The sequence below is a fragment of the Paenibacillus sp. TAB_01 genome (assembly GCF_043945595.1).
GTDB lineage: Bacteria > Bacillota > Bacilli > Paenibacillales > NBRC-103111 > Paenibacillus_S.
Window position 1 is genome coordinate 386,044 of sequence record NZ_JBIFNP010000002.1, and the last position, 23,503, is coordinate 409,546.

Here is a 23,503-nt window from a genome sequence, read left to right on the forward strand (position 1 = left end):
AAAGGAATCACTTTTCACCTGTACAAGATGACACCTTCCTATAAACGAAGCTCCAGCCTTCGCCCAAGCTACGCCTTCTTCAAATGCCTTCTGACCTTCTCAGCACCCCATCCGGTACAGCACGATTGCGCATAAATATGCGATAAAGGAAAGTTTGTCGGTTTCGACAATTTCCAGCATTTTGCGCTCTTCTGTAATGAAGTAAAAAGTTGTACTATATTTGTAGCAGGATAAATAACAATAAAATACGGAAGCGTTGAAACCTGACCTGTATCTGGGCACTTGGGTCAGGATGAGCTAGTAGTGCACCCGGCCATCTTTCAGTTGAAGGATGGCTTTTATTTATGAAAATGAGAATGAAAATAATCGAGGCAAGAAGAGACGAAATGGAGGTTTCCGATCGTGGGCAAACAGCTAAACCTGGAGGATATCATTTCGCAGACTGGAATTGATCCAGAGCGCTTCCAGCAGTGGAAGCAGGCGAACTTGGGCAGCGACGCTGCCGAGAACCGTGAACCGATAGACCGAGTTTCTCCTATTTTTATCGATTTAGAAATTGCTTGATTCCCTGGATACGCAAACAGACCCTAATACAATGGACTTCATCATAAAAAGATTTACCGGCCGGCGGCTTAGCGTTACAGGGAGGAAGCCGTCTGACCGTTCTCACGGATACAAATAAAGCGGCGTTACTGTTCCAAGTCGAGTGGACTCGATGAACAGTAACGCCGCTGAATATTTTGAAATGATGCATGCAGCACCGACTTGCGCTTAACTCTGCTGCAGAACCTTCTGAAGCATCGTACCCGATTCCGCGTAGCGTGCATGCCACGAAAGTGCCTTCTCGAGGACATGAGGAGTTTGCCCGCCGCGGGTCACAGCCTCCTGGTAATACTCAGCCAAGCTCTCGCGGTACATCGGGTGAACACAGCGTCCGATAATAAGCTCCGCGCGTTCCCTTGGCGCCAGTCCGCGCAAATCCGCATATCCCTGCTCCGTCACAACCACATCCACATCGTGCTCCGTATGATCTACATGAGAAACGAAGGGAACGACGCTTGAAATATCCCCGTTCTTGGCTATCGACTTGGTCACAAAAATAGAAAGACGCGCATTCCGCGCAAAATCGCCCGATCCGCCAATGCCGTTCATCATTTGCGTTCCCATCACATGGGTCGAATTGACATTGCCGTAGATATCGAACTCCAATGCCGTATTAATAGCGATTAGCCCCATCCGGCGGATCACTTCCGGATGATTTGAAATTTCCTGCGGCCGCAGCACCAGCCGGTCCCGATACTTCTCCAGCCGAGGAAACACCTGCTCCATTTTCTTCGCCGACAGCGTGATCGAGCAACAGGAGGCAAAGCTGACTTTACCCGCGTCCATCAGATCAAATACCGCATCCTGCAGTACCTCCGAATATACCTCCAAGCCGGAAAACTCCGACTGCAGCAGGCCATGAAAGACGGCATTGGAGACCGACCCGATGCCCGATTGAAGCGGAGCCAGCCGGTGCGTTAAGCGGCCTGCGCTCACCTCGCTCCGGAGAAAATCGATGAGATGCCCCGCGATCGTCTCCGTGTCCCGATCCGGCGCTGTAATGGTGGACGGAGAATCATATTGATTCGTAAATACAATCCCTTTGATTTTGTCGATATCCACCGGAATGCCCTGGATGCCGATACGGTCATCCGGTTTGGTTATAGGAATTGGCGACCGCTCTCCCTGCTTGCCGGGCTCATATAAATCGTGCAAACCTTCCAGCAGCTGCGGCTGGGCCAAATTTATTTCCACGATGATGGACTTCGCATGCTGCGCAAAAACCATCGAATTGCCCACCGATGTCGTTGGGATAATTCGATGATCCTCGGTGATCGCAATCGCTTCCAAAATGGCAAAATCAATAGGCTCAAGCACGTCGCCCCGTACCATTTCCGCCGTTTTGGATAAATGCTGGTCTATAAAATACAATTCCCCTTGGTTAATTTTTTTACGCATGGTGGGATCCGCCTGAAAAGGAAGGCGTTTGTGCAGCAGGCCCGATTCTGCAAATAATTTATCGATATCCGATCCAAGCGAAGCACCGGTATATACGTTCACCTTCAATTTTTCATGCTTGGCTCTTTCTGCTAAAGCCATAGGAACCGCTTTCACATCGCCTGCACGAGTAAAGCCGCTTAAACCCAACGTCATCCCGTTCTGAATCCAGGAAGCAGCTGTTGCAGCAGTAACTACCTTCCCTTGAAGACGGCCGTTTCGAATTCTCTCGTAACCGTTTTCCATCAGGCTTCCCTCCTACTCCGTATCGTTGAAATTATTTTAACAAACGGCTTGCGGAAAGGGCGTTTTTTCGGACGAAACGGGATAAATTCAGGATAAACCAACTAAAAACCGTCATGAAAGCGTTATTTTTTAGAACCCGAGCAGCTTGCGGAAGTAGCTGGCATACGACTGGCTCACTGAAATCCGGCTCTGATTATCCATGATCAATACAAGCGTCGAATGCGTATCCGGATAAATTTCCTTAATATAGTTTACATTGACGATGAACGATCGGTGACACCGGATAAAACCCTCCCGCGGCAGAAGAAACTCAAACTCATTGAGCGTATATTTATGCGTCCCGGTCAGCTTCTCGGTTACCACATGGGTTTTCCGTTCACTCGCTTCCACATACATCACCTTCGTAAAAGGAACCGGGATCCAGCTGTCCTGATGCTTTATCGTCACTACCGATTTGCCCGTGGCGAGCGTCGGGAAGATGGCGGATACGCAGCCCCGCACTTCCCCTTCATGCCATAAGGGTACGGCCACGCCGTAGTAGGGAACACCAAATAGATCCCGGTCGATAAACTCCGAGACCTTTCGTTTGTCGCTCAACGCTTTATAGGCAATCGTGCCCTGCTTCACCGGATCGCCTACTTGAATCTTCAGATCGATCCGCTTACTCGGCTGGTAATAAATATATTCCTTCGTGTCCGACACGGCTATAGAGGTTTCATCGGAGAACAGCTCGCCGACCGCCTCGAAGATGGAGTTGAACGGAATGGGAATCATGAAAAGGCACCTTCTTATCTGCAAAGGATGTTCGTGTTTGTATATTATAGCATGAACAACCTACCGCTCATCCAGCGCGCAGTACGGATATCCCTGAAAAGCCATTTCGTTGATGCAGCCGCCTTTTTACAGTAAAATGAGAACGCATAGTGACAACAATTCTCATTTACTCGACCTGGGATTGAGGTGATATAGATGCCGGACCTGAACGCTGTCATCGGACAATATGCGGAGCAACAGCTGACGGTCGTCGGTGTGTTTCACGCGGTGCTCCCGATGAACCGAATATTTCGCCCCTATACGGAGGCCCGGCCTACTCCCAGCCCCGGCTTTGTGTTTACCCTCCGAGGGAGGCTTGTTCACCTTCAACGATACCGGCTACTCGTTACAGCCCGGAACGGTCGTTCACGGCGGCGGGCAGCCCTTCCTCCCAGTCTCCGTCTCCGGTATCGAAGACTCATTTCGCGCTCACTCCCGGAGCAAGCCCGGCCATCGCGGAGCTGCTAAGCCAGCTGAACGAATCCTTTTACACTTCAGGCCATCTGGCGCTTCTGCGGACAAGCTATTTGTTTCAAATGGTTTTGCACGAAACATTCACCTCCTGCCTGAATCGGCTTAGCGGCAATAACCGGGAGATCATCGAGCAAGCCCGTGCATTCATTCATACACACTACATGGAACCGTTAACCCTGAGCAAGCTGGCTGAGCACTGCGGGATGAGCGTCAAATCTTTCTCCTATCTGTTCAACAAATATATCGGAGTGTCTCCGATCGAATATTTGATCCAGCACCGGATGAAGCGGGCGCGCGAGCTGCTCATGATGAGCCATTACAGCATCAAGCAGGTTGCCGCGAGCGTCGGCTATGAGGATGCGCTTTATTTTAGCCGGCTGTATAAAAAGCTTTATGGCGTCGCTCCCAGCCAATCCACGCGAAATTAGGGAATAATCCATACCGGTTTCAGGATTTGTCCATTTCAGACATGGCCCTTCTCTGATATAGTCGAATGGAATTGAAAATCATTCTAGAGGAGAAAAGCCCATGCTTACCTTACCCAAAAGCTGGATGACTCTGTTCAGCGTTATTCTGATGCTCGCTGCCATGCTGGCTGGATGCGGCCCGGGCAGCAATACCGCCGCTACGGAACAGGAAAATTCCCCTTCATCCGCCTCGCCTTCGGCATCCGCACCTGCGGCCAGCAAAGGCCCCGCTAAAATCGTCGTGACCTATTTCCCTTATGCCGATCACTTATTCGCTCTGGGCAAAGCGGATGCGGTCGCAGGAGTCGTCAATTTGAAATCGCTGCGGGATTTCACCGTGTATGATCCTTTCCTAAAAGACGGACGGATTGCCGATCTGGGCGATCAGGCCAATTTCGAGAAAATCGTCGCATTAAATTCCGATTTGATCATAGCTTCACAAGCGGACGCCCCTAATCTCGATCAGCTGTCCAAAATCGCCAAAACCGTCACGGTCAATGCCACGCTCAACTGGCAGGAGACGATCCGCGGCGTTGCTGCCGCTGTCGGCGAGGAAGCGCAGGCTGAACAATACATCAGCCAATTCCTTAAGAAGCAGGCCGAGGCTTCCGCAGCCATCGAGCAGTCCGGCGAGAAGGGCAAAAGCGCCTTGTTCCTTATGCCCTGGAAAAAGTCCTTTACCTATTGGAGCGGCTCCCGGATGTCTCTCTACTATGAAAAGCTGGGATTTCGTCCATTCGAAGGCATGTCCAACGTAGGCGAAATTACGATCGAGGGCATCAGCAAGCTCGATCCCGAATACATTTTCATCGGCAAGGACTATACCAACTCCAGCGAGATTACCCTGAAGGATCTCGAAACGAATCCGGTCTGGAATTCCCTCTCCACTGTCAAGAATAAGAAAATGTTTGTCGTCGATACGGAAATTTTGGGCCCTCTTGCCATGGGTCAGTTCAAAGGTCTAACTTACATGCAGCAGTTATTTACAGGCGGTAAAGCTAAGTAACTGCATTCTGTCTTCTGCAGGCTTAGTGAAATTACCATGAAAAAAGCACCGGCCTCGCCAGACGGCCCGTGCTTTTTCTGCATACTCCGGCGCGCTTCAGCTGGAAAAGATCCGATCCCGCTTCGCCTGATCTTCAGCGGATGATCCACTTCCATTGTACATGGCCGAAAAATAGCTTCCCTCAACTTTAACCACGCTTCCGGTTTTATAGCAATGCTCACAATTCCAGTGTCATAAATACACTATTCGGGTCTTCAATGTAATCTGAGAATGGCCCGCAATATTGAAAACCGAAGCTTTCATAAAGCCTTCTTGCCGGTTCAAAGGCTTCCATGGAGCCCGTCTCCAAGCTTAGACGCTGGTAGCCGCGCCGTTTGGCTTCCTCAATTATATGGGCGAGGACTTTCTTCGCGACACCTTGTCTAAGATGTGAGGAAGAGGTTCGCATTGACTTCACCTCTCCCTGTTGGCGGTCAAGCTCCTTAATTGCCCCGCACCCCACTAATTGATCTTGCTCCCATGCGCTCCAAAATGTAATTTCCGGTTCCTTCAACCCCTCGAGATTTAAGGCATGTATGCTTTCGGGCGGAGAATGAAGCGCCATGCCCTGGAGATGCTCCCCGATCAATGAAATCACCTCGGGCCCCGTTAAATCGTCTAGTTTAATATCCAGAACGATCACTCCTTTACCGTCGTAACGTTCGATTCATTCTACCACTTTCTATAAGGGCTCCACCTGCCGAGCAGATCGGGCACCTTCGGCTACGCGTTCAGCTTTTGGCCGCAATTCGGGCAGAAGTTAGCTCCCTCCGTCTTTGTACCGCAGTTCGGGCAGAAGTTGGGCTTTTTGCCTCCCTCAGCCGGAGCAGGAGTAGAAGCAGCAGCAGGCTGATTTTCACCCGATGTCTTGGGAGCCATATTCTTCATCATTTCATTCGCCATATTCATGCCCATCATCATTCCGGCCATATCCGAGGCGGTGCCTCCACCCTTAACACGACCGGATGCAATGCCGTCCGTCATCGTAACCTGCTGATATTTTTGCAGATCGCCGATCATGCCATGGGAAGCCGTCTTTGTAATCATATCCTGAATTTCTTGCGGATAATTGAAGCTCATCACATGGAAGCCTGTAATCGTAATGCCATTGTCCAGCATTTCCATATCGAGATCTTCCTGAATCCCTCTCGCAATATCGAAGGCATTCGCCTGCAGGTTAAACATGTCCTTCCCTTCTTTGCTGATCCACTTCATAAGCAGCTGATCCAATTCGGAGGTGATCCGGATTTTGACGTCCTCGACCAGGTAACTGTCCTTCATCCCGGCTATCTTATCGATGAGCGTAACGTAATCGTTCACTTTAAAATTAAAGGTGCCGTTGGCGCGAATCGGCATGCCTCCAGGGAGACCGGGAGTCGGAATCAGCACCGGATTCTGCGTCCCCCATTTGACCGTAAACTCCTTCGTATTCACGAATAATACTTCCACCCGCATCCCGCTGTTAAAGCCGAACTTAAAGCCTTTTAATGTGGACAAGAACGGGATGATCTCGGAATCGATCCGGTATTCCCCTTCATTCTCGAAAATCCCTTCGATTTTGCCGTTATTCACGAAGATCGCGTCTTGTCCGGGGCGAATGATTAATTTACTGCCTTTCTTGATCTCACGGTTGCTCCACTTCCAAAATATCATATCGTCTCTAAATTCTTCCCATTCCACTACATTCGCAAATTGCTTTCCGAAAAACACCATGCCGTCTTCATCCTTTCCGAATTAGAATGATCCTCTGCTGCCGCTATGCGAGTGTCCGCCGCCGGTCCTCCCGCCGCCTCCAGAGCCGCCGCTTTTGCTTTTCTCAATCTTCTGTTTAGTCGTCGTAGTATGAAGATAACGATCGCCCGCCTCCAGAACCTCCGAGCTGCCGGAATCCTCGTACGTCTGCCTGTTCACCGTTACGCGGCCCCCGGAGCGGTATGCCATCATGCCAACAACGATTCCCCCTATGCCAACTGAAATGAGAAGCGGAAACCAGGTGGTAAACAATAGATTATCCGGGTTTATCCCCGGGCGGAATCCCATATACCTGTAAGCGGTTTGGATGTACGTTTGGAAAGCCTCCTTATAGCTGCCGCTCGTTAACTTCGGACTCATTCGGGTGCGTATCTTATTCAGCCGGCTGTCATCCAGATACGTCTCCCCTTTATAAAAGCCTGCCAAATAAACCTCTCTATGCTTCATGTCTACCATCAAAATTACCGCATTGCCGTGAGGCTTATCGTAGCCGGGCGCATGCTCGTCGTAGAAATCCTCCGTCATTTTCATCACATCTTTGTTTGCCGTATTATTGGAAGTGACAATGATAATGTCCGTTTCTCTCTGGGCTCCGTATTGATTAGCCATCCGGTTCAACTCATCGTATTCGGCCGGACTGAGCAGGCCCGCATCGTCATAAATCAGCTGCTTGGCTTGCTGCCCCGCCGGAGCCGTTTCCCCCCATGCCGCTTGGATGGGAAAGGCCCATAGAACCGCCAAGAAGAATAACACCGTCCACATGCCTCGGTTCCTTCTCACCAGAATCCTCCTCCCATCATCCACGAGATCAGCTTCAGGGAAATGAAGGAGATCCCGGAAACAGCGGCGAACCACGCGGTCACTTTCCCCTTACTGATGGGAGGCCTGCCAACCACCTTGCCGGTTTGACCGTTCATCGCAAAGGTATGCTCCAATTTATTATAGTCATAATGCACCACCCAAACCGGGAGCAGAACATAGTTGGCTTGTGCCATTCGGGAGTCGATTTGTTTATTGGCATAAGTCACGGCGGTATAGGAGCTCATGGAGGAACGAATATAAGCTTCTATATATTCGCTGATTTTATGTTTAGCCCGGGAGAAAAGCTCATCCTCGTTATAACTGTATTTCTCCGCAATATAGCCGGCGAGATAAGGAGTCTTAAACTCCTTTAGCTGGTCGTACGGAAAGGGCTCCAGCTTATCCATAAGCTCATCATTCATTTTCTCTGCGGCATCAATCGGAACCTTCACATAATTCAGGCGGATTTTGCGGTATACGTCGTAATGCTGGGTTTCCGTATATCGGTAGTCGCCTCTTATATAAGTGCTGACTCTCGTCCCCGCCGCTTGAACCTCGATATTGTTATTTATGTCGTACAGCCAGAAGGGCACATACATCCCGGTGATCCCCTTAATCCGGTCTGCGGTCATAAACCCGCCCGGTGTCAGCCGGCCGTTCCCGCACCATTTCTTGAAGGCTTGCATCGCTTCTTCCTTGCTGATCGAGAACGGGAGAACCCAAGCCGGAGCCAGCTTTCCCGTCAGCCGATCCCCAAGTACAACCGCCGATCCGCAAAAGCTGCATGTCGTTGCCGTCGTCACCGTCTCTGCTATAATAACGGCTCCACAGCTCGTACAGTGATATTCGTTCGCTTCATCTTCCGAGAAAACGTTCCTCGTCAGAGGATCCGGATTATTCTCGATGCTGTCTTTTCTTCCACAGCTTTCACAAGATAACATCCCTGTCTCGCTGTCAAAAACCATGCCGCTGCCGCAGTTTGGACATTTATACTCAATAACCGGCATCTGCCCACCTCCCGCGATAAAGTCATATTATCTCTTGTTTTCTCGTTTCATCTTATGCCTGTAATTGTGAAGCCGACGGGATTGGCAGTAAAACGGATACCTGCCTGTCGCACCAAAGGCTGCCGTGAAGCGGCAGCCGCAAGCGCAGCCCTCCTTTGCCGCCTTCCACCGAACGGTCAAAACGGGGATGGTGACTGAAATAGTTGACCGGTCTGGCGATCAAACTAAACCTCAAATACTATCATAACAAAGCGGCTCTCTAGTCCTTCTCATCCCGTGTTTCCTTGCGTGCCGCAGGCTCATCTTCTGTCTTCGCGCTCATACTGTTCTCATTAGGAGCCTGCGGAGCATCCAAGCTGTCCTTCCTTTCCGCTCTAAGCTCAGCTAACGCCATGGCTTCATAATAAGCGCTGTTCACCTGCTCTTCCATGGAGGAATGGGCTTTGTCCATCGAGTTCAGTCTTTGTTGTACTTTGGCAGCCGCCATTCTGACTTTCAGGTCGGCACGCGGCGCTTCCAGCTCACCAATATCCGACATCAGCTTATCCTGCAATTGCTTCATCTTTACAGCAGCTGAAGAAGCCGCGTCATAAGAAGCTTGCAATCGAGCCTCTTTCTCGGTCAACGGAGCCTTTGCCTCCAAAAATTTTCTCGCATCCCGTTCATTTCCGGCTTCTAAGGACTTCTCCGCGTAACGCTGCAGCTTAGCGATCTCCGCTCTGCATGCATCCCATTCTTTCCTCGCCCTTCTCTCTTCCACCAGTACCGACGCGGTTTCCGCTCTCACTTCTCCCAGATCACTGTTCAAGCTCCGCATGAAATCATCCATCGTCTTTTCCGGATCTTTCGCCTTATCCAATAAATCATTCATCCTGCTCGCCATAATGTCTCTAAACCTGGATAGGATCCCCATTATGAACCCCCTCGAAAAAAGAATTGCAGTCTTTTTAAGTATACCTTAAATAATACCCTAAATGATGGGAATGGGTCATTTCTCTAAAGGCTCGGTTCAATCTGGGGGTGAATGATTGTGACAAAAATAAAGGCAATCCTCCTTCGGCTGCCTCATCTGCCGGGGGGATTGCCTTTACTTTTACTACTCCTTTAACTTAACGAAAAGATCTTAAGTTTCTACGCTCATCTCTTTAGCGGCTTCGGCAATTTCGACCCGTGTCACTGTTGTAAGAAAAGCTAAATCTTTGCCGAGCGCCTGCTTCATCTGCTCTGCGGCCTCTTCTCTCTTCCCGAGTTTGTTAAGGGTCAGCGCGTAGTAATAGTAAGGCTCAGCGTACTTCGGTGATTTGGATATCAGCTTCTCGAACATCGCTTCGGCCTCCGTCATGCTGCCAAGCAGGTAATAGTTCAATGCGCAGTTATCCAGAATCGTCTTGTCATCACTGTTGAACGCATAGGCTGCGAGATTAAAAGCTAGCGATTCGTTCAGGTCGCCGTGCATCAGCTTGAAATAACCCAGATTGCCGTATACCAGCGTGTTTTTGTATTGTTCGAACACACCTTCCAGTTCCTTGACGCTTTCGCCCCGCTTTCCTTGCAGCCAGTAGGCGGTAGCCAAATTGCAGCGAGCCTGCATCCTAATCTCGTGATTCACGGTACGGCCAAGCAGCTTCTGCAGCACAGCTTCCGCTTGCTCCGGCTTGCCTGTCCTCATTAGCAAATAGGCGTAGCCGATCTGATGCTTCTCCGGACACGGCTTGCTGGCATATGCTTTCCGGTACCAGGCAAGCGCCTGCTCGAACTGGTCGGCGGCGAATGCCGAGCTTCCGCGAATCGCATAGTAGCTCGATCTGGAGGTATACACCATGGCTCCAATCAGCACGATAATAAGTCCCCACCCGAGCAGCGTATGTAAGCGAAATGCGATAATCATAATCAGTACAAGTACAACGCCGGTAAGCGCCAGTTTGAGAAGCAGCTTCATTAAACCATCTCCTTATTTCACATATTACTATAATAGCCGGAAGCGGAGATCTAGCCAAATATAATGTGAACCCAATGGAAAAGACACCCTATCGAGTGTCTTCTTGTCTTACACATATGAAGAAACCGTGGCTTGAGTGCGGGGGAGTATACCTCATTTTCTTATTGCCACAGTCAAATCTTTAGAGTCTATCACCAATGCAGCGGTTTGAATGAAATCAAAGCCCAAGATACCATCTATCTCCATACCATAATTCATTTCTCCAATCTCCACTTCAAAGCCTTCTAAAGAAGTTCCACCAGTCCTTACAAAATCAAAAAACTTGGAGTACACGACTTCTACTCCGCCCCCACCCCTAATCTTGTTTAGAACATCCTCAGGCTCAACTTTAACCCCGATGGCATCCACCACGTCGGCGCTAAATATCGTTCCCGCTGAACCAGTATCAAGCAAAACATGCTTCAAGTGAATTTCTTCTCCACGATAACAAATTGTAACTCCCACAAATGGCAGCCCGTATTTCACTTCAATATTCATCTGGCCCCTCTTACCCCCGCCCATTTCTCGCGGAGTTTCAGCGTTTCACGAGATGTGTGAAAAAAAACATACTCCCGGTAAGGCTGTTCCCTATGCAATTCGTAATAACGCTTCATTGCCACCGTGGAATCGTCAAAACGATCAATAAGTGCCACTTCTTCAATATACCAATAGCCGTCTTCCGAACGAGACTTTAAAGCTTCACATACAACCCACTCATCTGGGAACTGATCTCTAACATCTTCCCAACGCACCCTCGTCACCTCCGAAAGGTACTCCTTCTTTTATTAAGTATGGCATATACAAGGCCAGTCATAAAAACAATTGGCAGACTAGACCCCATTGAACTCTCTCCGACATTGGCGTCATCCTATAATGCTAACTCCCTATAACCCGCTAATCCCAGGGTAATGTTTTTGTGTGCCCTCCACTTGCTTCTTCACTGACTTACCAATTTTATAAGAAACATATTATCCTAAAATATATTATTATATCCAATTACAGATCATTTGTTCCCATGTGTAAATCATTTGCTCCTTCTTGCCAATCTGTTGGCTACTTTACTCCTTAGTGGGGAGTGCCCCTTCAAGCTGCGGCTTGGCAAAACGCCGCTGAGTGATATTACGGAAAGAAATAACTTCTGCTCTCCTACAAAGGCAGGCGCACCGTAAAGGTAGTGCCTCGGCCGACGACACTTTCCGCATGAATCGTACCGCGGCTGGCACTCACAATATTGTTAGCGATTGCGAGTCCCAGGCCGTGACCGCCCGTTTGCCGCGTCCTCGACTTGTCCTGTCGGTAGAAGCGGTCGAATATGCGGGGAAGCGCTTCGGGCACGATGCCGATCCCATTGTCCTTGACCTCAACGGTTAGTATCCGTTCCCCTTTTACCGTCATATCCGCGAGCCTGACTTGCACAGCCCCGTTCTCGGGTGTATATTTCACAGCATTGTCGACAAGCAGAGTAAGCAGCTGCGCGAACTTTTCTTCGTCCCACTCAATCATGAGGCCCGCCGGAGCGTCCAGCTCGATCGCCAGGTGCTTAGGCTCCGCCAACGGCCGGAGACGATCGACCACCTTCTCTGCTGTCAATCCGGCATTAAATACCGATCGACTTAGTACAAGCTCGCCGAAATCGGAACGGGCCAGCTGCAGCAAATCCCCGGCTAGATTCGTAACCGACCCGACTTCCTGCTTCATTCCGGATAGGATGTTATTGACGAGGGGCGTGTCTGCGGCGCTTTCCTCGAGCTCCAGCTGGAGCACTTCAATCGAGGTTAGAAGCACACTGAGCGGCGTTCTCAGCTCATGGGAAGCATCCGCTGCAAACTCCTTCTGTCTCGCGTAGGAACGAGCGATCGGGACCATCGCTTTGCGCGACATCCAATAACTGAACCAGATAGCCAAGACAAAGAACAGCAGCGCCATGCCAACCAGCAGAATGAGCAGCCAGCGGAACAAATTGTGCTGGAATGTAACTTCTTTCCCGATATACAGCGTGCTGCTCTGGCTTCCATTCAACACCAGCTCGCGGGCTGTGACCAAAAATTGCGCATCGTGAGCCGTCCCCCCGCTGAATGTCTGCATAGATATTTGGGTGTAATCGTCCTTCTCGAACAGGCCTAACGAAACCGCATGCATCACCTGCTCGCGCAGCTGAGACTGAAGCTCGCCGCCCAGTTGGACATTATCGCCATCGCCGATCAAATAATAGAACGACTGATCGTTGCTGATCAAGAAAGCATCCTCCACCTCACGAGGGGGCGGCCGTCTCGAATCGCCGCCATGCTCGATCCATTGCTTCAGCACTTGAAATTCGCTATCGGCGATTTTGCCCAGAGCAGCCCGCTGCTCCCTCCAAATAACCCCGTACAGGAGTATATACACCACGATAATGAACAGACTCAGAAATAAAATAAGCATGCCGCTGTATTGAAGCGTCAACCTATTGCGCGTCATAGCGAACAGATCCCCGTCCGCCCTCCTCCAGTCGATCCAGCTCCCTTTAAGCTTCAACTCGATATCCAACGCCTCTCACGCTCATAATGAGCTCCCGCGAAGAGGAAGATCCGAGCTTCTTGCGAATTAATTTGACGGTCGCATCAATCGTCTTCAAATTCACGTCGGCGTCGAGCCCCCATACTTTGTCCAAAATAACTTCCCGCGTCAACGTGAGTCCCCTATTCTGTACGAGTAGGTCCAATATTTGAAACTCGCGGGGAGACAATTTCATCTCTTGACCGTCACTCTTGACGATCTGGTTGTTTCTGTGCAGCTCCAAATCGCCGATCCGGATAACGTCCTCCTTAAGCGGAACGAACGATCTGCGCATCAATGCCCGCAACCGCGCAAGCAGCTCCTCAATCTCGAACGGCTTCACTAAATAATCGTCAGCCCCCGCATCAAGGCCTTCAACGCGATCCTGCAGCGTATCTTTCGCCGTCAGCATCAGAATAGCCCCGGCATACCCGTGCTTGCGCAGATTCGCGCAGGTATCGCGCCCATCCCCATCAGGCATCATCCAATCGAGGACGACCACATCATAGCTCGAAGCGGTTGCGTAAGCAAAAGCGTCGCGTCCCGTCGTCACCCAGTCCACCGTACAGCCGGCTTTCTTCTTCAGCATGTGCGTGGTCAACTCGCCTAACCGGACATCATCCTCAGCCAGCAATATTTTCAATTCGCTCCCCCATCTCCGACCGACTCCTTCTTCAAAAAAAGTATAGCTGATATCGATTCGGCTTTCACTATATTTTCACCAAAGCCAGGTAACATCGAGATCAAGAAAGAACAAATCAGATATAGAAGGAAGAGGATGAACATGAAGAAGACGGCCAAATGGATGGCAGTGTTGTTTGCAGCATCGGTAATCATCGGCGGGGAGACGGTTCTTGAACATTCCAATTATACGATGGCTGCTCCAGCCGGGCAGAACGATTGTGGTTCAAGAGGCAATGGCCAAGCAGCACCGCCGCCAAAAAGAAACGATGGCCAGAGCAATCAAGGCCAAGGAAAACCGCTCCCGCCTAAAAGGCCCGAAGCCGCGAAAGGAAATCAAGCTACCGCTCCGATGCCCCCCCCTTCGTCCGGCAACCTGACTACAGTCACTACCACAGAGGACGGTACCGTATCCGTCACCATCTCAGGAGGTTACGAGACCGATCCGCAAGATCATGGCCGGCCGGTCGTTCTCATTGCCGCCGCCCTCGGGGTTCCGACCGAAGTATTCCGCGAAGCGTTCAGCGGCGTAACGCCAGCCGGACTGAGCAGCGGCGGCCCGACCGTCGATGAAGCGCAGCACAACAAAGCGGCGCTGATGAAGGTGCTGGCGCCTTACGGCATTACCAACGACCGATTGGACGAAGTGTCCAACTACTATCGGTATAACGGACAGCAATCGAGAACATGGCAAATCACTCCGGCAACCGCCACCGCGATCGTGCAGAACGGCGTCGTAACGGGAATAGCCATAACGAACCCGGGCTCCGGCTATTCTTCGGCACCGACGATAACGATCAAAGGTGCCGAGCGGCACGACAACAGCCATTGCGACCGTCTCCTATTCTACAGATTTTGCGACGAACGGAAGCATCTCTTCCATTACACTCAACTAAGGGGGATGTGTGGCGATTCTAATAAAAAAGAGCTTTGCCATATCAGAAGGCAAAGCTCGTTTTTAGTTGGCAAATCTACGATTTGCCGAGGTGTAACGTAGCATGAAAATAAAAGGAGGATGTCCTTGGTGGACATCCCTTTCTGATATATTTATGGCGACCAGGGGAGTATCGAAATCCCTATTGAACTTGCTCCCGAAGCCCACTCAACGATGACCACCCTAGCGGTAGATTTCGATGCCGTGCTCCCTCCGCTTCGCTTCAGTCCGCACGGGACTGAACCCCTTAGCGGGGGTCTCCTCCCCTCAAGGTCTTTCTAAAGCAAAAAGCACCGACCTCGGAAGGTCGATGCTTTTTGTACTTTATGGAGACGAACCGTGGCTTGGTAAATCCACGGTTCGAAGTGATATGTTGATTTGACTGTTTGAGAAACAGATGCCCATTATTCATACTACTAATATATTTATCCTATTTAACATTATCATCTTCTGAATAACTGTATGATCTCTTTCGAAATTATGAGCATTAATGTTAAATCAATTTTTTCAAGTTCACTAATTTCAGGGCTATTGGGTTTCAGTCTCCAATCAAATTCTTCTTTTGAATGAGCTATTGCGTTTCTTATTTTGTAAACCCTCTCACCTAATTTCTCTAAGATTCTTTCTTCAGAAGAATCTTGATTGTTAACCTTACATTTTTTTGAGCTTAATGCAAATTCAATGGAAATTTTAGGGAGTCGCTCAACGTTCCCACTCTTCACCTGAGGAATGACCAATTCAATCCCAGTTTCATTTCTAACACCTACAAGTTGAAGTATCCGTTCTAAACCAATTAGTTTTAATATCAATACCAGTGAGTGTTCCTCAGCGTATTTTTTTCTATCAACTATTATTATTTCTTTAATATCTCTAGAAAGTTTGTGTATTTCAGAATCTTCAAAGAATAAGGCTGGGTTATTTAGCCCTTTCTTAAGAGAACTATGAATACTGTAAAGTGCTGCCCTTTCAAAATAATACTCAAGGACATGATACAAATCCAAATATTCGAATCTAAAATCATCATGTGACCCTGAAGCTAAATAATAAATTAGACTCTCCAGATCGTAATGATATAGTGGCAATTCAATTACCTCAGTAGTAACTTCCCCTTGAGTTAATATTTTAAAGAACCTTAATCCACTATTACTCACTAGACCTTTCGGAATAACTAGTACACTAAGCAAAAGATTATATTGATATATGACATTAAGCAGCACTTGAATTTTTTCAGCATCTGATGGGTCAGGTTTTATATAATTAGTTAAATCAGTGACTATACAATTAAATTCAGAAAAACAAGAAGCCAGATCTGTCTTATAAGTGTCATGCTCTTCATTCATGGGAACAAACTTTAGTTTAAAATTATTCTGTACTAAAATAACCAACATTCTAAGCGAAAGTTGTGAAGTTATTTTTGCTGATACTTTATGAACCGAATCTTTGTCACAGATGAAAGTTAACACTTGTTTATTTGCTTCTAATTGTATTTCCCTTGAATCAGATACTAACGGACAAAATATTGTTTTTTCCTCATAAGCATATACACTTCTTAATAATTCTCCATTCACTTCCATTTGAGAATTTCTGTGGATCTCGCTATTAATTAGAGCAATTTCCTCGATTTCTTCTTTTGACAGAACGATATCAAAATCTGTCTCCAATAAAGTAAAAGTGATGTTTAAATCATCAGAATGTTCTTGTACAGCTAGAGAAACTGAATTGTTTTGGTTCCTTAACCAAGTAATGAACTTGTCTTCTAACCACGACTTAACTATGTTCTTATTAGCATCCAAAACAATCACCCATCTTAGTTAAATAAAATTGTTCCCCAAATTCCAATCAATCTTGTCTACAGTTGTAAAGAACATGTAAAAAGTAAAAAATATCATCTTTCTTCTTTTCTGCCCTATATCAGATTTAATCTTACTATTATTCTCTTCATAAGTAAGTAAATCCCATGGATCAAGTATATCTTGATCTAAAATACTTAATAAAAGTTCTTTCTTAGCCTCAAATCTCTCCTCAGATAATTCTTTTCTTGCTTTTCCTAAAGCTGCCATAAAAGGTATAAAGAAAACATCTGCTTCTGAGAGAATTCCTCGAAATTTAATAATTTCTTCACTTGAATACTTTTCAATTTGTTTATTGTGCAAACTATCAATAACCCATACCAAATCTTTCATTAAGTAGTCATTTTTTATAAAGGTGGACTCTCTTTGCTTATTATTAATATCCAAACTATTCATTATCGATATAGCCGTTGCTTGTTTTCTAGGGAATATACTTTCTGTATTATATGCTATTATCCCTTCAACAAGATTTGAAATATTAAATCCAAGTGCGTCGTTTCTTTCCCTTTCTTGTTCCTTTGTAAATATATTTATTTCATGAGTATCTTTAAGTTCATTTTTAAGAGGTAATTCTAATATTTCAAACTGATGGTTTAAATCCATAGGAGTTTGCCCAGCATTTAGTGAAACCATTTTATATAAAATGCCATTAACAGTAAGGCCCACCCAGATCTCTACTCTTAGTTTTACTTCATTTAAAAATTGTTCTTCTGTTAGAATATCATCCGATGATAATATATTTAGGTCGTCCACGACCTCTTTTTTTAATAGCTTAATAGCATATTCAATACAGTTTGTTCTTTGTAAACCATCCAATATTTGCACGTTTTTATCATCAATTTCGATGCTTTTATGTACAGTCTCAACATTATCGAAAAACAAACTAATTGTAGGTATTACAACACCTCTTAATAGGTCTTTAACGAGCTTTTGATAAATTAAACTTTTCTTAATATTAATGACTCGCCTTTGGAACTCGTTTGAGGTTTTATAAACATCCTTTGTTAATTTCAAATACTCCCCAATTGTCAAGTATGCGTTATAACATTTTCCTCCCGTTGCCTTATCTTCTAAAATCGTATTAGTTATTTCAAAAAAATCAATTTTTTTTAAAGTCATTTTATACACCTCTTAAAATCAATTTCATTGATCCGACTGAAACTTAAGACCCTATTATTCATTATATCATGATTATGCCTTATTTATAGGTAAATATACCTTTGTAAAAAAAGGAGCCTGCCACCGTACTTCAGTGGCTAAGCTCCTTTCATTTTTGTGGATTTACCATATGGAGGTGAGGGGAGTCGAACCCCTGTCCGAAGATAACGCCACATAGGCTTCTACGGGTGTAGTCACAGATTTGATGTCACCCTAGAGGCGCCCAACAAAAATTTATATGTTATTAGGGTAATACTAATGTATAATTGTTATAACAGTTGAATAGTATGTATAAGGAGTGAATACGATGGCCAAGGTGATCGAAATGGAACGGAAGGTTTCTAAGTTTGGTAACAGTCTAGGCATTACTATGACAGAGGCGTTAAAACAGATCGGCCTAGAAGCTGGTGATTCAGTTCAAGTAGATGTTAGAGAAAAGGATGGGGAAATCGTCATCAAGAGGCTAAACAAGGTATCCCTACCATCTGGTATTAGCCCTGATTTTCTCGATACTCTAAACCAAGTAATAACGGAGTATGACGAAACATTGAGAGGTCTTAAGGATCGATAATGAATACTTCTCGATATTTATCCAGTCAAGAAGTCATCGCGATCAATGTCGCTATGATTCAGCGTTATAGTTCTGGTGAACAGATCGGCGTAAAGAGCAGCAACTTATTAGAATCAGCCGTTCAACGCCCCATGTCCTCGGCCTTCGGAGAGGATGCATATCCTACTATCTTCGAAAAAGCAGCAGCACTATTTGAGTCATTAGGACAAAATCATCCCTTCCAGAATGCCAATAAACGAACAGCATTCGCAGCACTCGTCATTTACCTGAGATACAATGATTATGTATTCACCATGGAGGCAATAAAAGCGGAGGACTTTACCGTAGATATGGTGAATCATAAATACTCATTTACCGAACTTGTTGAGACCATTAGGAAGCATTCTCATAAAAGTGTATAAAAAAACACCATCTCATCGGATGGTGTTTCTTGTCTTTATGGAGACGAGGGGAGTATCGAAATCCCTATTAAACTTGCTCCCGAAGCCCACTCAACGATGACAACCTTAGCGGTAGATTTCGATGCCGTGCTCCCTCCGCTTCGCTTCAGTCCGCGCGGGACTGAACCCCTTAGCGGGGATCTCCTCCCCTTAAGGTCTCCTTAAAGCAAAAAGCACCGACCTCGGAAGGTCGATGCTTTTTGTACTTTATGGAGACGAGGGGAGTCGAACCCCTGTCCGAAGATAACGCCACACAGGATTCTACGGGTGTAGTCACAGTTTTGATGTCACCCGAGCAGCGCCCCGTAACCGGCTCTGCGTTGGGTCAGCCTGATTATCTTCTTCAGCTAGCCCCAGGCGGAGACTAGACAGCGTATCCCACTATAGGTTGAGCCCCTATCCCGGCACATGGGCGATACAGAGTAGGAGCACGCTCACAGGTTATTAAGCTGCGAAAGCGTAGTTTTGTTGTTGTTTGCCATTTAATAGGCTTTAGCGTTGATGAAGTGGACGCGTCCCCACTACCCGCTACCCATGCTCGAACTATCCCCGTCGAATCCAAGAACGTCCCCGCATAGGTGGGCTTTCTGCCAGGAAAGCCGCAAAAGTAAAACGGTGCATCCGCTTGTGATGCTTACTTAGTATAACACATTTTGATATAAAATGAAGCATGTCTTCTTGGAAGTGAATCCAGCTTGTAGCCAAGATAGATAAGATCACCATAATAGCCAGCCAACTCAAGCGCTTGCCCGTTTCAAATAAAACAAGCATGCGATCCCAAAACCCTAAAGTCCCGAAATAAGAACCAGGCCAGCTTCCATACCGCTCGCTTACCGCGCCACCTTCTGCTTCTCGCGGAGCACGCGCTGAATATCGCGTTGAGCGTCCCGCTTCGCGGCGGATTCCCGCTTATCGTATTGCTTCTTGCCTCGCCCGAGCCCGATCAGCAGCTTGGCGTAGCCGTTGCGCACATAAATCTTCAGCGGCACCAGCGTATAGCCTTCCTGCTTGGCCAAACCGAACAGCTTCTTGATCTGCTCTTTCTTCAAGAGCAGCTTGCGCGTCCGGGTCGGATCGGTAGGATTATACCGGTTGCCTTGCTCGAAGGGGCTGATATGCACGTTATGGATAAAGGCTTCGCCATTACGAATCGTGGCAAAAGCATCCCCGATATTCGCACGGCCCAGCCGCAGCGACTTGATCTCCGTGCCGGTCAGCACCATGCCGCATTCGTAGGTATCTTCAATAAAATAATCGTGCGACGCCTTCTTGTTCTGTGCCAGAACCTTGCCGTCCGCTTTCTTCACCATACCCAGTCCACTCCTTCCCCCACACTTTCACAAAAAGGGATTGGAGTCCATTTTACCAAACTCCAATCCCTTGAAGCAAGCGCGAAAAGCTACTTTTTCGCGGCTTTGCGCTTGCGCTTCTTCGCCCCCGGCCGCCCGCCGTCGGCTCCGGCGCTCTTGCCGGCGGCTTCCAGCGCCCGCGCCTTGGCGGCATCGACCCCGGTACCCCGCAGGGTACCGCCGCTGCTCGCCGCCCCGGCGCTCGCGCTGCCGCTCTTGCGCAGCCGGCCGACCTTGCTGCTCGAAGCGGCTGCGCTGCCCGCAGACAGCGCGTCTGCGCGGCTGCGACGGCTGCCTGCAGCTTCGGCCGCTCCGCCGGTCGCGATCCCGCCGCGGCCGCGGACGTCGGCGCCTGCTGCACCGGCCTTGCCGCGTTTGCCGCCGCTGGCGGCCTTGCGCTTGCCTACGCGAGGCGCTTCAGCTCCGCCGCGGCCTTTGCCCCCGCGTCCGGCTGCTTCGCCTTGGCGGCCCTTGCCGCCGCGCTTATCGCGCCGAACCGCCTTGAGCGCGTCAACAAGGCTTACTTTTTGCTTGCGCGGCTTCATATCGACCAGCTCAAAATCGATCGTATGCTCCTCCGTGCTGACGCGGGCTACGCGGACTTTGACTTCGTCGCCCAACCGGTACATTTTCGAAGTACGCTCCCCGATCAGCGCATGCTGCGCCTCATGGTAGTGATAGTAATCGTCATGCATATCGCTAAGACGGATTAAGCCTTCCACCGTATTGTCCAGCTCGATGAAAATGCCGAAATTCGTGACGCTGCTGATAAGGCCCTCGAATTCCTCCCCGACTTTATCCAGCATAAACTCGGCTTTCTTCAACGCTTCCGTTTCCCGCTCGGCGTCGACCGAAGCCCGCTCCCGTTCGGAGGATTGCTTGGCTATATCCACCATCCGTTCGGACAAATACTCATGACGCTTGTCGCTCATCTGCCCCTGCTCCAGTACCTCGCGGATCACCCTGTGAATAATAAGGTCCGGATACCGGCGGATCGGAGAAGTGAAGTGCGAATAAAACTCCGCCGCTAAGCCAAAGTGCCCGGTGCTTTGCGCGTCGTATTTCGCCTGCTTCATCGAACGCAGCATGACCGTGCTGATGACGGTTTCTTCCTTCGTCCCTTTAATTTCCTCCAGCAGCGACTGAAGCGCGCGGGGGTGAATCGTATTCCCTTTTCCTTTGACGACATAGCCGAAATTCGTGATGAACTCCATTAAATGCATCAGCTTTTCCGAATCCGGATCCTCGTGAATCCGGTACAGGAACGGCACCTTCATCCAATGAAAATGCTCGGCTACCGTCTCGTTGGCAGCAAGCATAAATTCCTCGATAATCTGCTCGGCGATGCTGCGCTCTCTTTTGATAATATCCGTCGGTTTGCCGTTCTCATCGACCAGAATCTTCGATTCCTGGAAGTCGAAGTCGATAGCGCCGCGCTTCATTCTCCGATTCCGCAGCTTCATCGCCAGCTCTTCCATCAGCTTGAAATCGTCCAGCAAGTATTCGTATTTTTCTACCAGCTCCGGCTCCGCTTCATCCGAAAGCAGCTTGCGCACATTCGTATAAGTCATCCGTTCGCTTGTTTTAATTACACTGGTGAAAATATCGTGGCGAACGACATTTCCTTCCTCATTGAACTCCATCTCACAGGACATCGTCAACCGGTCCACCTGCGGATTCAACGAGCAGATTCCGTTCGATAGACGGTGCGGCAGCATCGGAATAACCCGGTCGACCAAATACACGCTGCAGCCGCGGTTATAGGCCTCACGGTCGAGCGGAGAGCCTTCCCGGACATAGTAGCTCACATCGGCAATATGAACGCCCAGCACGTAATTTCCGTTCTCCAGACGCTCGACATTGACCGCATCGTCCAAATCCTTGGCGTCTTCGCCGTCGATGGTGACAATTCTTTTGCCGCGCAAATCCCGGCGCCCCTTCAGATCGCTTTCATCGATCACTTCCGGTACGGAAGACGCTTCTTCCATAACCTCCTCCGGAAATTCCTCCGGCAGCTGATGCTTACGGATGATGGAAATAATATCGACGCCGGGATCGTTCTTGTGCCCCAGAATCTCAATAACCTCACCCTCCGCCGCAGCGCGCCCTTCCGGATAAGTAACAATTTTCACGACGACCTTATGCCCTTCCATCGCTCCATTGAAAGCATGCTTCGGAATAAAAATATCCCGAATCACCCGCTTATCGTCCGGAATGACGAAGGCATAGCCGTCATGCGGCTGAAACAGACCGACCATTTGCGTATTCGCACGGCTGACGACACGGACGACCTCGCCCTCCAGCTTGCCGCCTGCGGCGCTTTTCGTGGTGATCCGAGCCAGAATAATGTCCCCGTTCATAGCTCCGCCCATATCGTTGGCATGGATGTATACGTCGGGATGCTCCTTCTCATCGGGAATCAAGAACCCGAAGCCCTTCGCATGCGCCTGCAGCTTGCCTCGAATCAGATTCATCCGCTCGGGAACACCGTACCGTTCCGTTCTTGTCCGCAGAATTTGACCTTCATTCTCCAGCTCGTTCAACAGCTTAAGAAAATCTTTGAAATCCTGCGCATTGCTGATGCGAAAATGCTTTTCCAGCTCCTGATATGTCATCGGCTTGTAAGCCGTTTCTCTCATAAAATCCAATATATCCTCGCGATTGATCAAATCTCTCACCTTCCTTCTCTTTCTCTTTTTAGTTTTACCCTTTTTTCCTCTAGGGAAACACGCTATCGTTCAAACCGGTGCTTGAATATTAAAAATCATTTTGGCCTTCCGGCCTCATCGAGCGGCATCCGCAAAATATCGTGTCATGCAATTCCGCATTGTTCATTCAACCGTATGCATCTTCCATAGTATACACAGCCGCCCTTCCAGGATGGGCAAGCCTGTCCATTACACCCCGTCCGGCTACATACACCGCATTCCCGCCCAATCCAAGTCCAATCGCTGCCGCAGAATCCTTATAAGACAATCATATACGGAAAGAAGGCTCCATATACGCTCAGGCAGCTTCGATTCCATGCGAGCCGAGAAAGGAAAAGGGCTTTTCTCCAATATATTTCATCCTATCCTGCTAGAGCACGGCGAATACCTTCCTTAGGCTCATGAAAACCATTAGCGCGTCCAGCACTTACACCATCAGCCTCGTACCAGAGCTTCCTTGCATGCCCCAAGGGCAGCTCATGTATGCCAACGCCTAACCAATCTGCGCAAATCCCAAAGCCTGCGTTCATCGCTGCAGGGTTGCCGGTCGAACCCACGCCGATTTCATGTTTTTCCTATGCTTGTATCTCATCATACCTTGTTAGAACATGTCCCGTCCATTATACTTACCCGATTCGAGCCAGACTTCTCCGC

23 protein-coding genes, 1 other RNA gene and 1 riboswitch are annotated in these 23,503 nt (G+C 48.5%); of the genes, 6 read left to right on the plus strand and 18 right to left on the minus strand.

The window, feature by feature from the left end; genetic code table 11:
* Nucleotides 1-240 precede the first annotated feature (240 nt).
* Nucleotides 241-324: riboswitch (cyclic di-GMP riboswitch) on the plus strand.
* A gap of 78 nt (nucleotides 325-402) precedes the next feature.
* The gene (locus tag ACHHV8_RS35155; RefSeq protein ID WP_395164082.1) at nucleotides 403-564 is read left to right on the plus strand and encodes a hypothetical protein; all 162 of its coding nucleotides are present in this window, start codon (nucleotides 403-405) and stop codon (nucleotides 562-564) included.
* A 207-nt stretch (nucleotides 565-771) separates the two neighbouring features.
* Here ACHHV8_RS35155 and scpC read toward each other — a convergent pair whose 3' ends face one another.
* Nucleotides 772-2,286 (minus strand): succinyl-CoA:acetate CoA-transferase ScpC, encoded by a 1,515-nt coding sequence (gene scpC / locus ACHHV8_RS35160; RefSeq protein ID WP_395164083.1) that lies wholly within the window; start codon nucleotides 2,284-2,286, stop codon nucleotides 772-774.
* Between the two features lie 129 nt (nucleotides 2,287-2,415).
* Nucleotides 2,416-3,060 carry a LytTR family DNA-binding domain-containing protein gene (locus ACHHV8_RS35165; protein ID WP_395164084.1) on the minus strand — a complete coding sequence of 215 codons (645 nt, stop codon included), beginning with the start codon at nucleotides 3,058-3,060 and terminating at the stop codon, nucleotides 2,416-2,418.
* 575 nt (nucleotides 3,061-3,635) lie between these two features.
* On the opposite strand from ACHHV8_RS35165, the gene ACHHV8_RS35170 reads away from it, so the two are divergent.
* Together ACHHV8_RS35170 and ACHHV8_RS35175 are read left to right on the plus strand one after the other, a co-directional pair.
* Nucleotides 3,636-4,001 (plus strand): helix-turn-helix domain-containing protein, encoded by a 366-nt coding sequence (locus ACHHV8_RS35170; protein ID WP_395164314.1) that lies wholly within the window; start codon nucleotides 3,636-3,638, stop codon nucleotides 3,999-4,001.
* A 100-nt stretch (nucleotides 4,002-4,101) separates the two neighbouring features.
* Nucleotides 4,102-5,046 carry an ABC transporter substrate-binding protein gene (locus ACHHV8_RS35175; RefSeq protein ID WP_395164085.1) on the plus strand — a complete coding sequence of 315 codons (945 nt, stop codon included), beginning with the start codon at nucleotides 4,102-4,104 and terminating at the stop codon, nucleotides 5,044-5,046.
* 217 nt (nucleotides 5,047-5,263) lie between these two features.
* Here ACHHV8_RS35175 and ACHHV8_RS35180 read toward each other — a convergent pair whose 3' ends face one another.
* From ACHHV8_RS35180 to ACHHV8_RS35230, 11 genes are all read right to left on the minus strand, one after another.
* Nucleotides 5,264-5,719, minus strand: coding sequence for a GNAT family N-acetyltransferase (locus ACHHV8_RS35180; protein WP_395164315.1), 456 nt, complete (start codon nucleotides 5,717-5,719; stop codon nucleotides 5,264-5,266).
* An 89-nt stretch (nucleotides 5,720-5,808) separates the two neighbouring features.
* Entirely contained in the window at nucleotides 5,809-6,798 is a 990-nt protein-coding gene (locus tag ACHHV8_RS35185) for an SPFH domain-containing protein (protein ID WP_395164086.1), read from the minus strand.
* Between the two features lie 21 nt (nucleotides 6,799-6,819).
* Complete coding sequence (locus tag ACHHV8_RS35190; protein WP_395164087.1) at nucleotides 6,820-7,617, minus strand: TPM domain-containing protein; 798 nt, start codon at nucleotides 7,615-7,617, stop codon at nucleotides 6,820-6,822.
* Nucleotides 7,614-8,645, minus strand: a complete 1,032-nt coding sequence (locus ACHHV8_RS35195) for a TFIIB-type zinc ribbon-containing protein (protein ID WP_395164088.1) — start codon at nucleotides 8,643-8,645, stop codon at nucleotides 7,614-7,616. The genes ACHHV8_RS35190 and ACHHV8_RS35195 overlap by 4 nt, the downstream gene beginning before the upstream one ends.
* A 52-nt stretch (nucleotides 8,646-8,697) precedes the next feature.
* The gene (locus ACHHV8_RS35200; protein WP_395164089.1) at nucleotides 8,698-8,868 is read right to left on the minus strand and encodes a hypothetical protein; all 171 of its coding nucleotides are present in this window, start codon (nucleotides 8,866-8,868) and stop codon (nucleotides 8,698-8,700) included.
* Between the two features lie 36 nt (nucleotides 8,869-8,904).
* Nucleotides 8,905-9,558: a PspA/IM30 family protein gene (locus ACHHV8_RS35205; protein ID WP_395164090.1), complete on the minus strand. Its 654-nt coding sequence runs from the start codon at nucleotides 9,556-9,558 to the stop codon at nucleotides 8,905-8,907.
* A 210-nt stretch (nucleotides 9,559-9,768) separates the two neighbouring features.
* The gene (locus ACHHV8_RS35210; RefSeq protein ID WP_395164091.1) at nucleotides 9,769-10,584 is read right to left on the minus strand and encodes a tetratricopeptide repeat protein; all 816 of its coding nucleotides are present in this window, start codon (nucleotides 10,582-10,584) and stop codon (nucleotides 9,769-9,771) included.
* Between the two features lie 153 nt (nucleotides 10,585-10,737).
* Complete coding sequence (locus tag ACHHV8_RS35215; protein ID WP_395164092.1) at nucleotides 10,738-11,121, minus strand: retropepsin-like aspartic protease; 384 nt, start codon at nucleotides 11,119-11,121, stop codon at nucleotides 10,738-10,740.
* A complete protein-coding gene (locus ACHHV8_RS35220) occupies nucleotides 11,118-11,375 on the minus strand; it encodes a hypothetical protein (protein ID WP_395164093.1) in 258 nt (85 codons plus the stop codon). Before ACHHV8_RS35220 ends, ACHHV8_RS35215 begins: the two co-directional genes overlap by 4 nt.
* A 394-nt stretch (nucleotides 11,376-11,769) precedes the next feature.
* Entirely contained in the window at nucleotides 11,770-13,149 is a 1,380-nt protein-coding gene (locus ACHHV8_RS35225) for a sensor histidine kinase (RefSeq protein ID WP_395164094.1), read from the minus strand.
* Nucleotides 13,127-13,801 (minus strand): response regulator transcription factor, encoded by a 675-nt coding sequence (locus tag ACHHV8_RS35230; protein ID WP_395164095.1) that lies wholly within the window; start codon nucleotides 13,799-13,801, stop codon nucleotides 13,127-13,129. The genes ACHHV8_RS35225 and ACHHV8_RS35230 overlap by 23 nt, the downstream gene beginning before the upstream one ends.
* A 135-nt stretch (nucleotides 13,802-13,936) precedes the next feature.
* Here ACHHV8_RS35230 and ACHHV8_RS35235 point away from each other — a divergent pair, with 135 nt between their 5' ends.
* On the plus strand, nucleotides 13,937-14,836 hold the full coding sequence (locus tag ACHHV8_RS35235) for a hypothetical protein (RefSeq protein ID WP_395164096.1): 900 nt from the start codon (nucleotides 13,937-13,939) through the stop codon (nucleotides 14,834-14,836).
* A 380-nt stretch (nucleotides 14,837-15,216) separates the two neighbouring features.
* On the opposite strand, the gene ACHHV8_RS35240 is transcribed toward ACHHV8_RS35235, so the two are convergent.
* Both ACHHV8_RS35240 and ACHHV8_RS35245 read right to left on the minus strand, forming a co-directional pair.
* Nucleotides 15,217-16,566 carry a hypothetical protein gene (locus tag ACHHV8_RS35240; protein ID WP_395164097.1) on the minus strand — a complete coding sequence of 450 codons (1,350 nt, stop codon included), beginning with the start codon at nucleotides 16,564-16,566 and terminating at the stop codon, nucleotides 15,217-15,219.
* 18 nt (nucleotides 16,567-16,584) lie between these two features.
* A complete protein-coding gene (locus tag ACHHV8_RS35245) occupies nucleotides 16,585-17,742 on the minus strand; it encodes a hypothetical protein (protein ID WP_395164098.1) in 1,158 nt (385 codons plus the stop codon).
* A gap of 346 nt (nucleotides 17,743-18,088) precedes the next feature.
* Between ACHHV8_RS35245 and ACHHV8_RS35250 the strand changes: the two genes are divergently transcribed.
* Both ACHHV8_RS35250 and ACHHV8_RS35255 read left to right on the plus strand, forming a co-directional pair.
* Nucleotides 18,089-18,352, plus strand: coding sequence for an AbrB/MazE/SpoVT family DNA-binding domain-containing protein (locus ACHHV8_RS35250; RefSeq protein ID WP_395164099.1), 264 nt, complete (start codon nucleotides 18,089-18,091; stop codon nucleotides 18,350-18,352).
* On the plus strand, nucleotides 18,352-18,753 hold the full coding sequence (locus ACHHV8_RS35255) for a type II toxin-antitoxin system death-on-curing family toxin (protein WP_395164100.1): 402 nt from the start codon (nucleotides 18,352-18,354) through the stop codon (nucleotides 18,751-18,753). The genes ACHHV8_RS35250 and ACHHV8_RS35255 overlap by 1 nt, the downstream gene beginning before the upstream one ends.
* A 246-nt stretch (nucleotides 18,754-18,999) precedes the next feature.
* On the opposite strand, the gene ssrA is transcribed toward ACHHV8_RS35255, so the two are convergent.
* The 3 genes from ssrA to rnr form a co-directional block, all read right to left on the minus strand.
* Nucleotides 19,000-19,364, minus strand: a transfer-messenger RNA (tmRNA) gene (gene ssrA / locus ACHHV8_RS35260).
* Between the two features lie 258 nt (nucleotides 19,365-19,622).
* Entirely contained in the window at nucleotides 19,623-20,102 is a 480-nt protein-coding gene (gene smpB, locus ACHHV8_RS35265) for an SsrA-binding protein SmpB (protein WP_395164101.1), read from the minus strand.
* A gap of 89 nt (nucleotides 20,103-20,191) precedes the next feature.
* A complete protein-coding gene (gene rnr, locus ACHHV8_RS35270) occupies nucleotides 20,192-22,810 on the minus strand; it encodes a ribonuclease R (protein ID WP_395164102.1) in 2,619 nt (872 codons plus the stop codon).
* Nucleotides 22,811-23,503 lie beyond the last annotated feature (693 nt).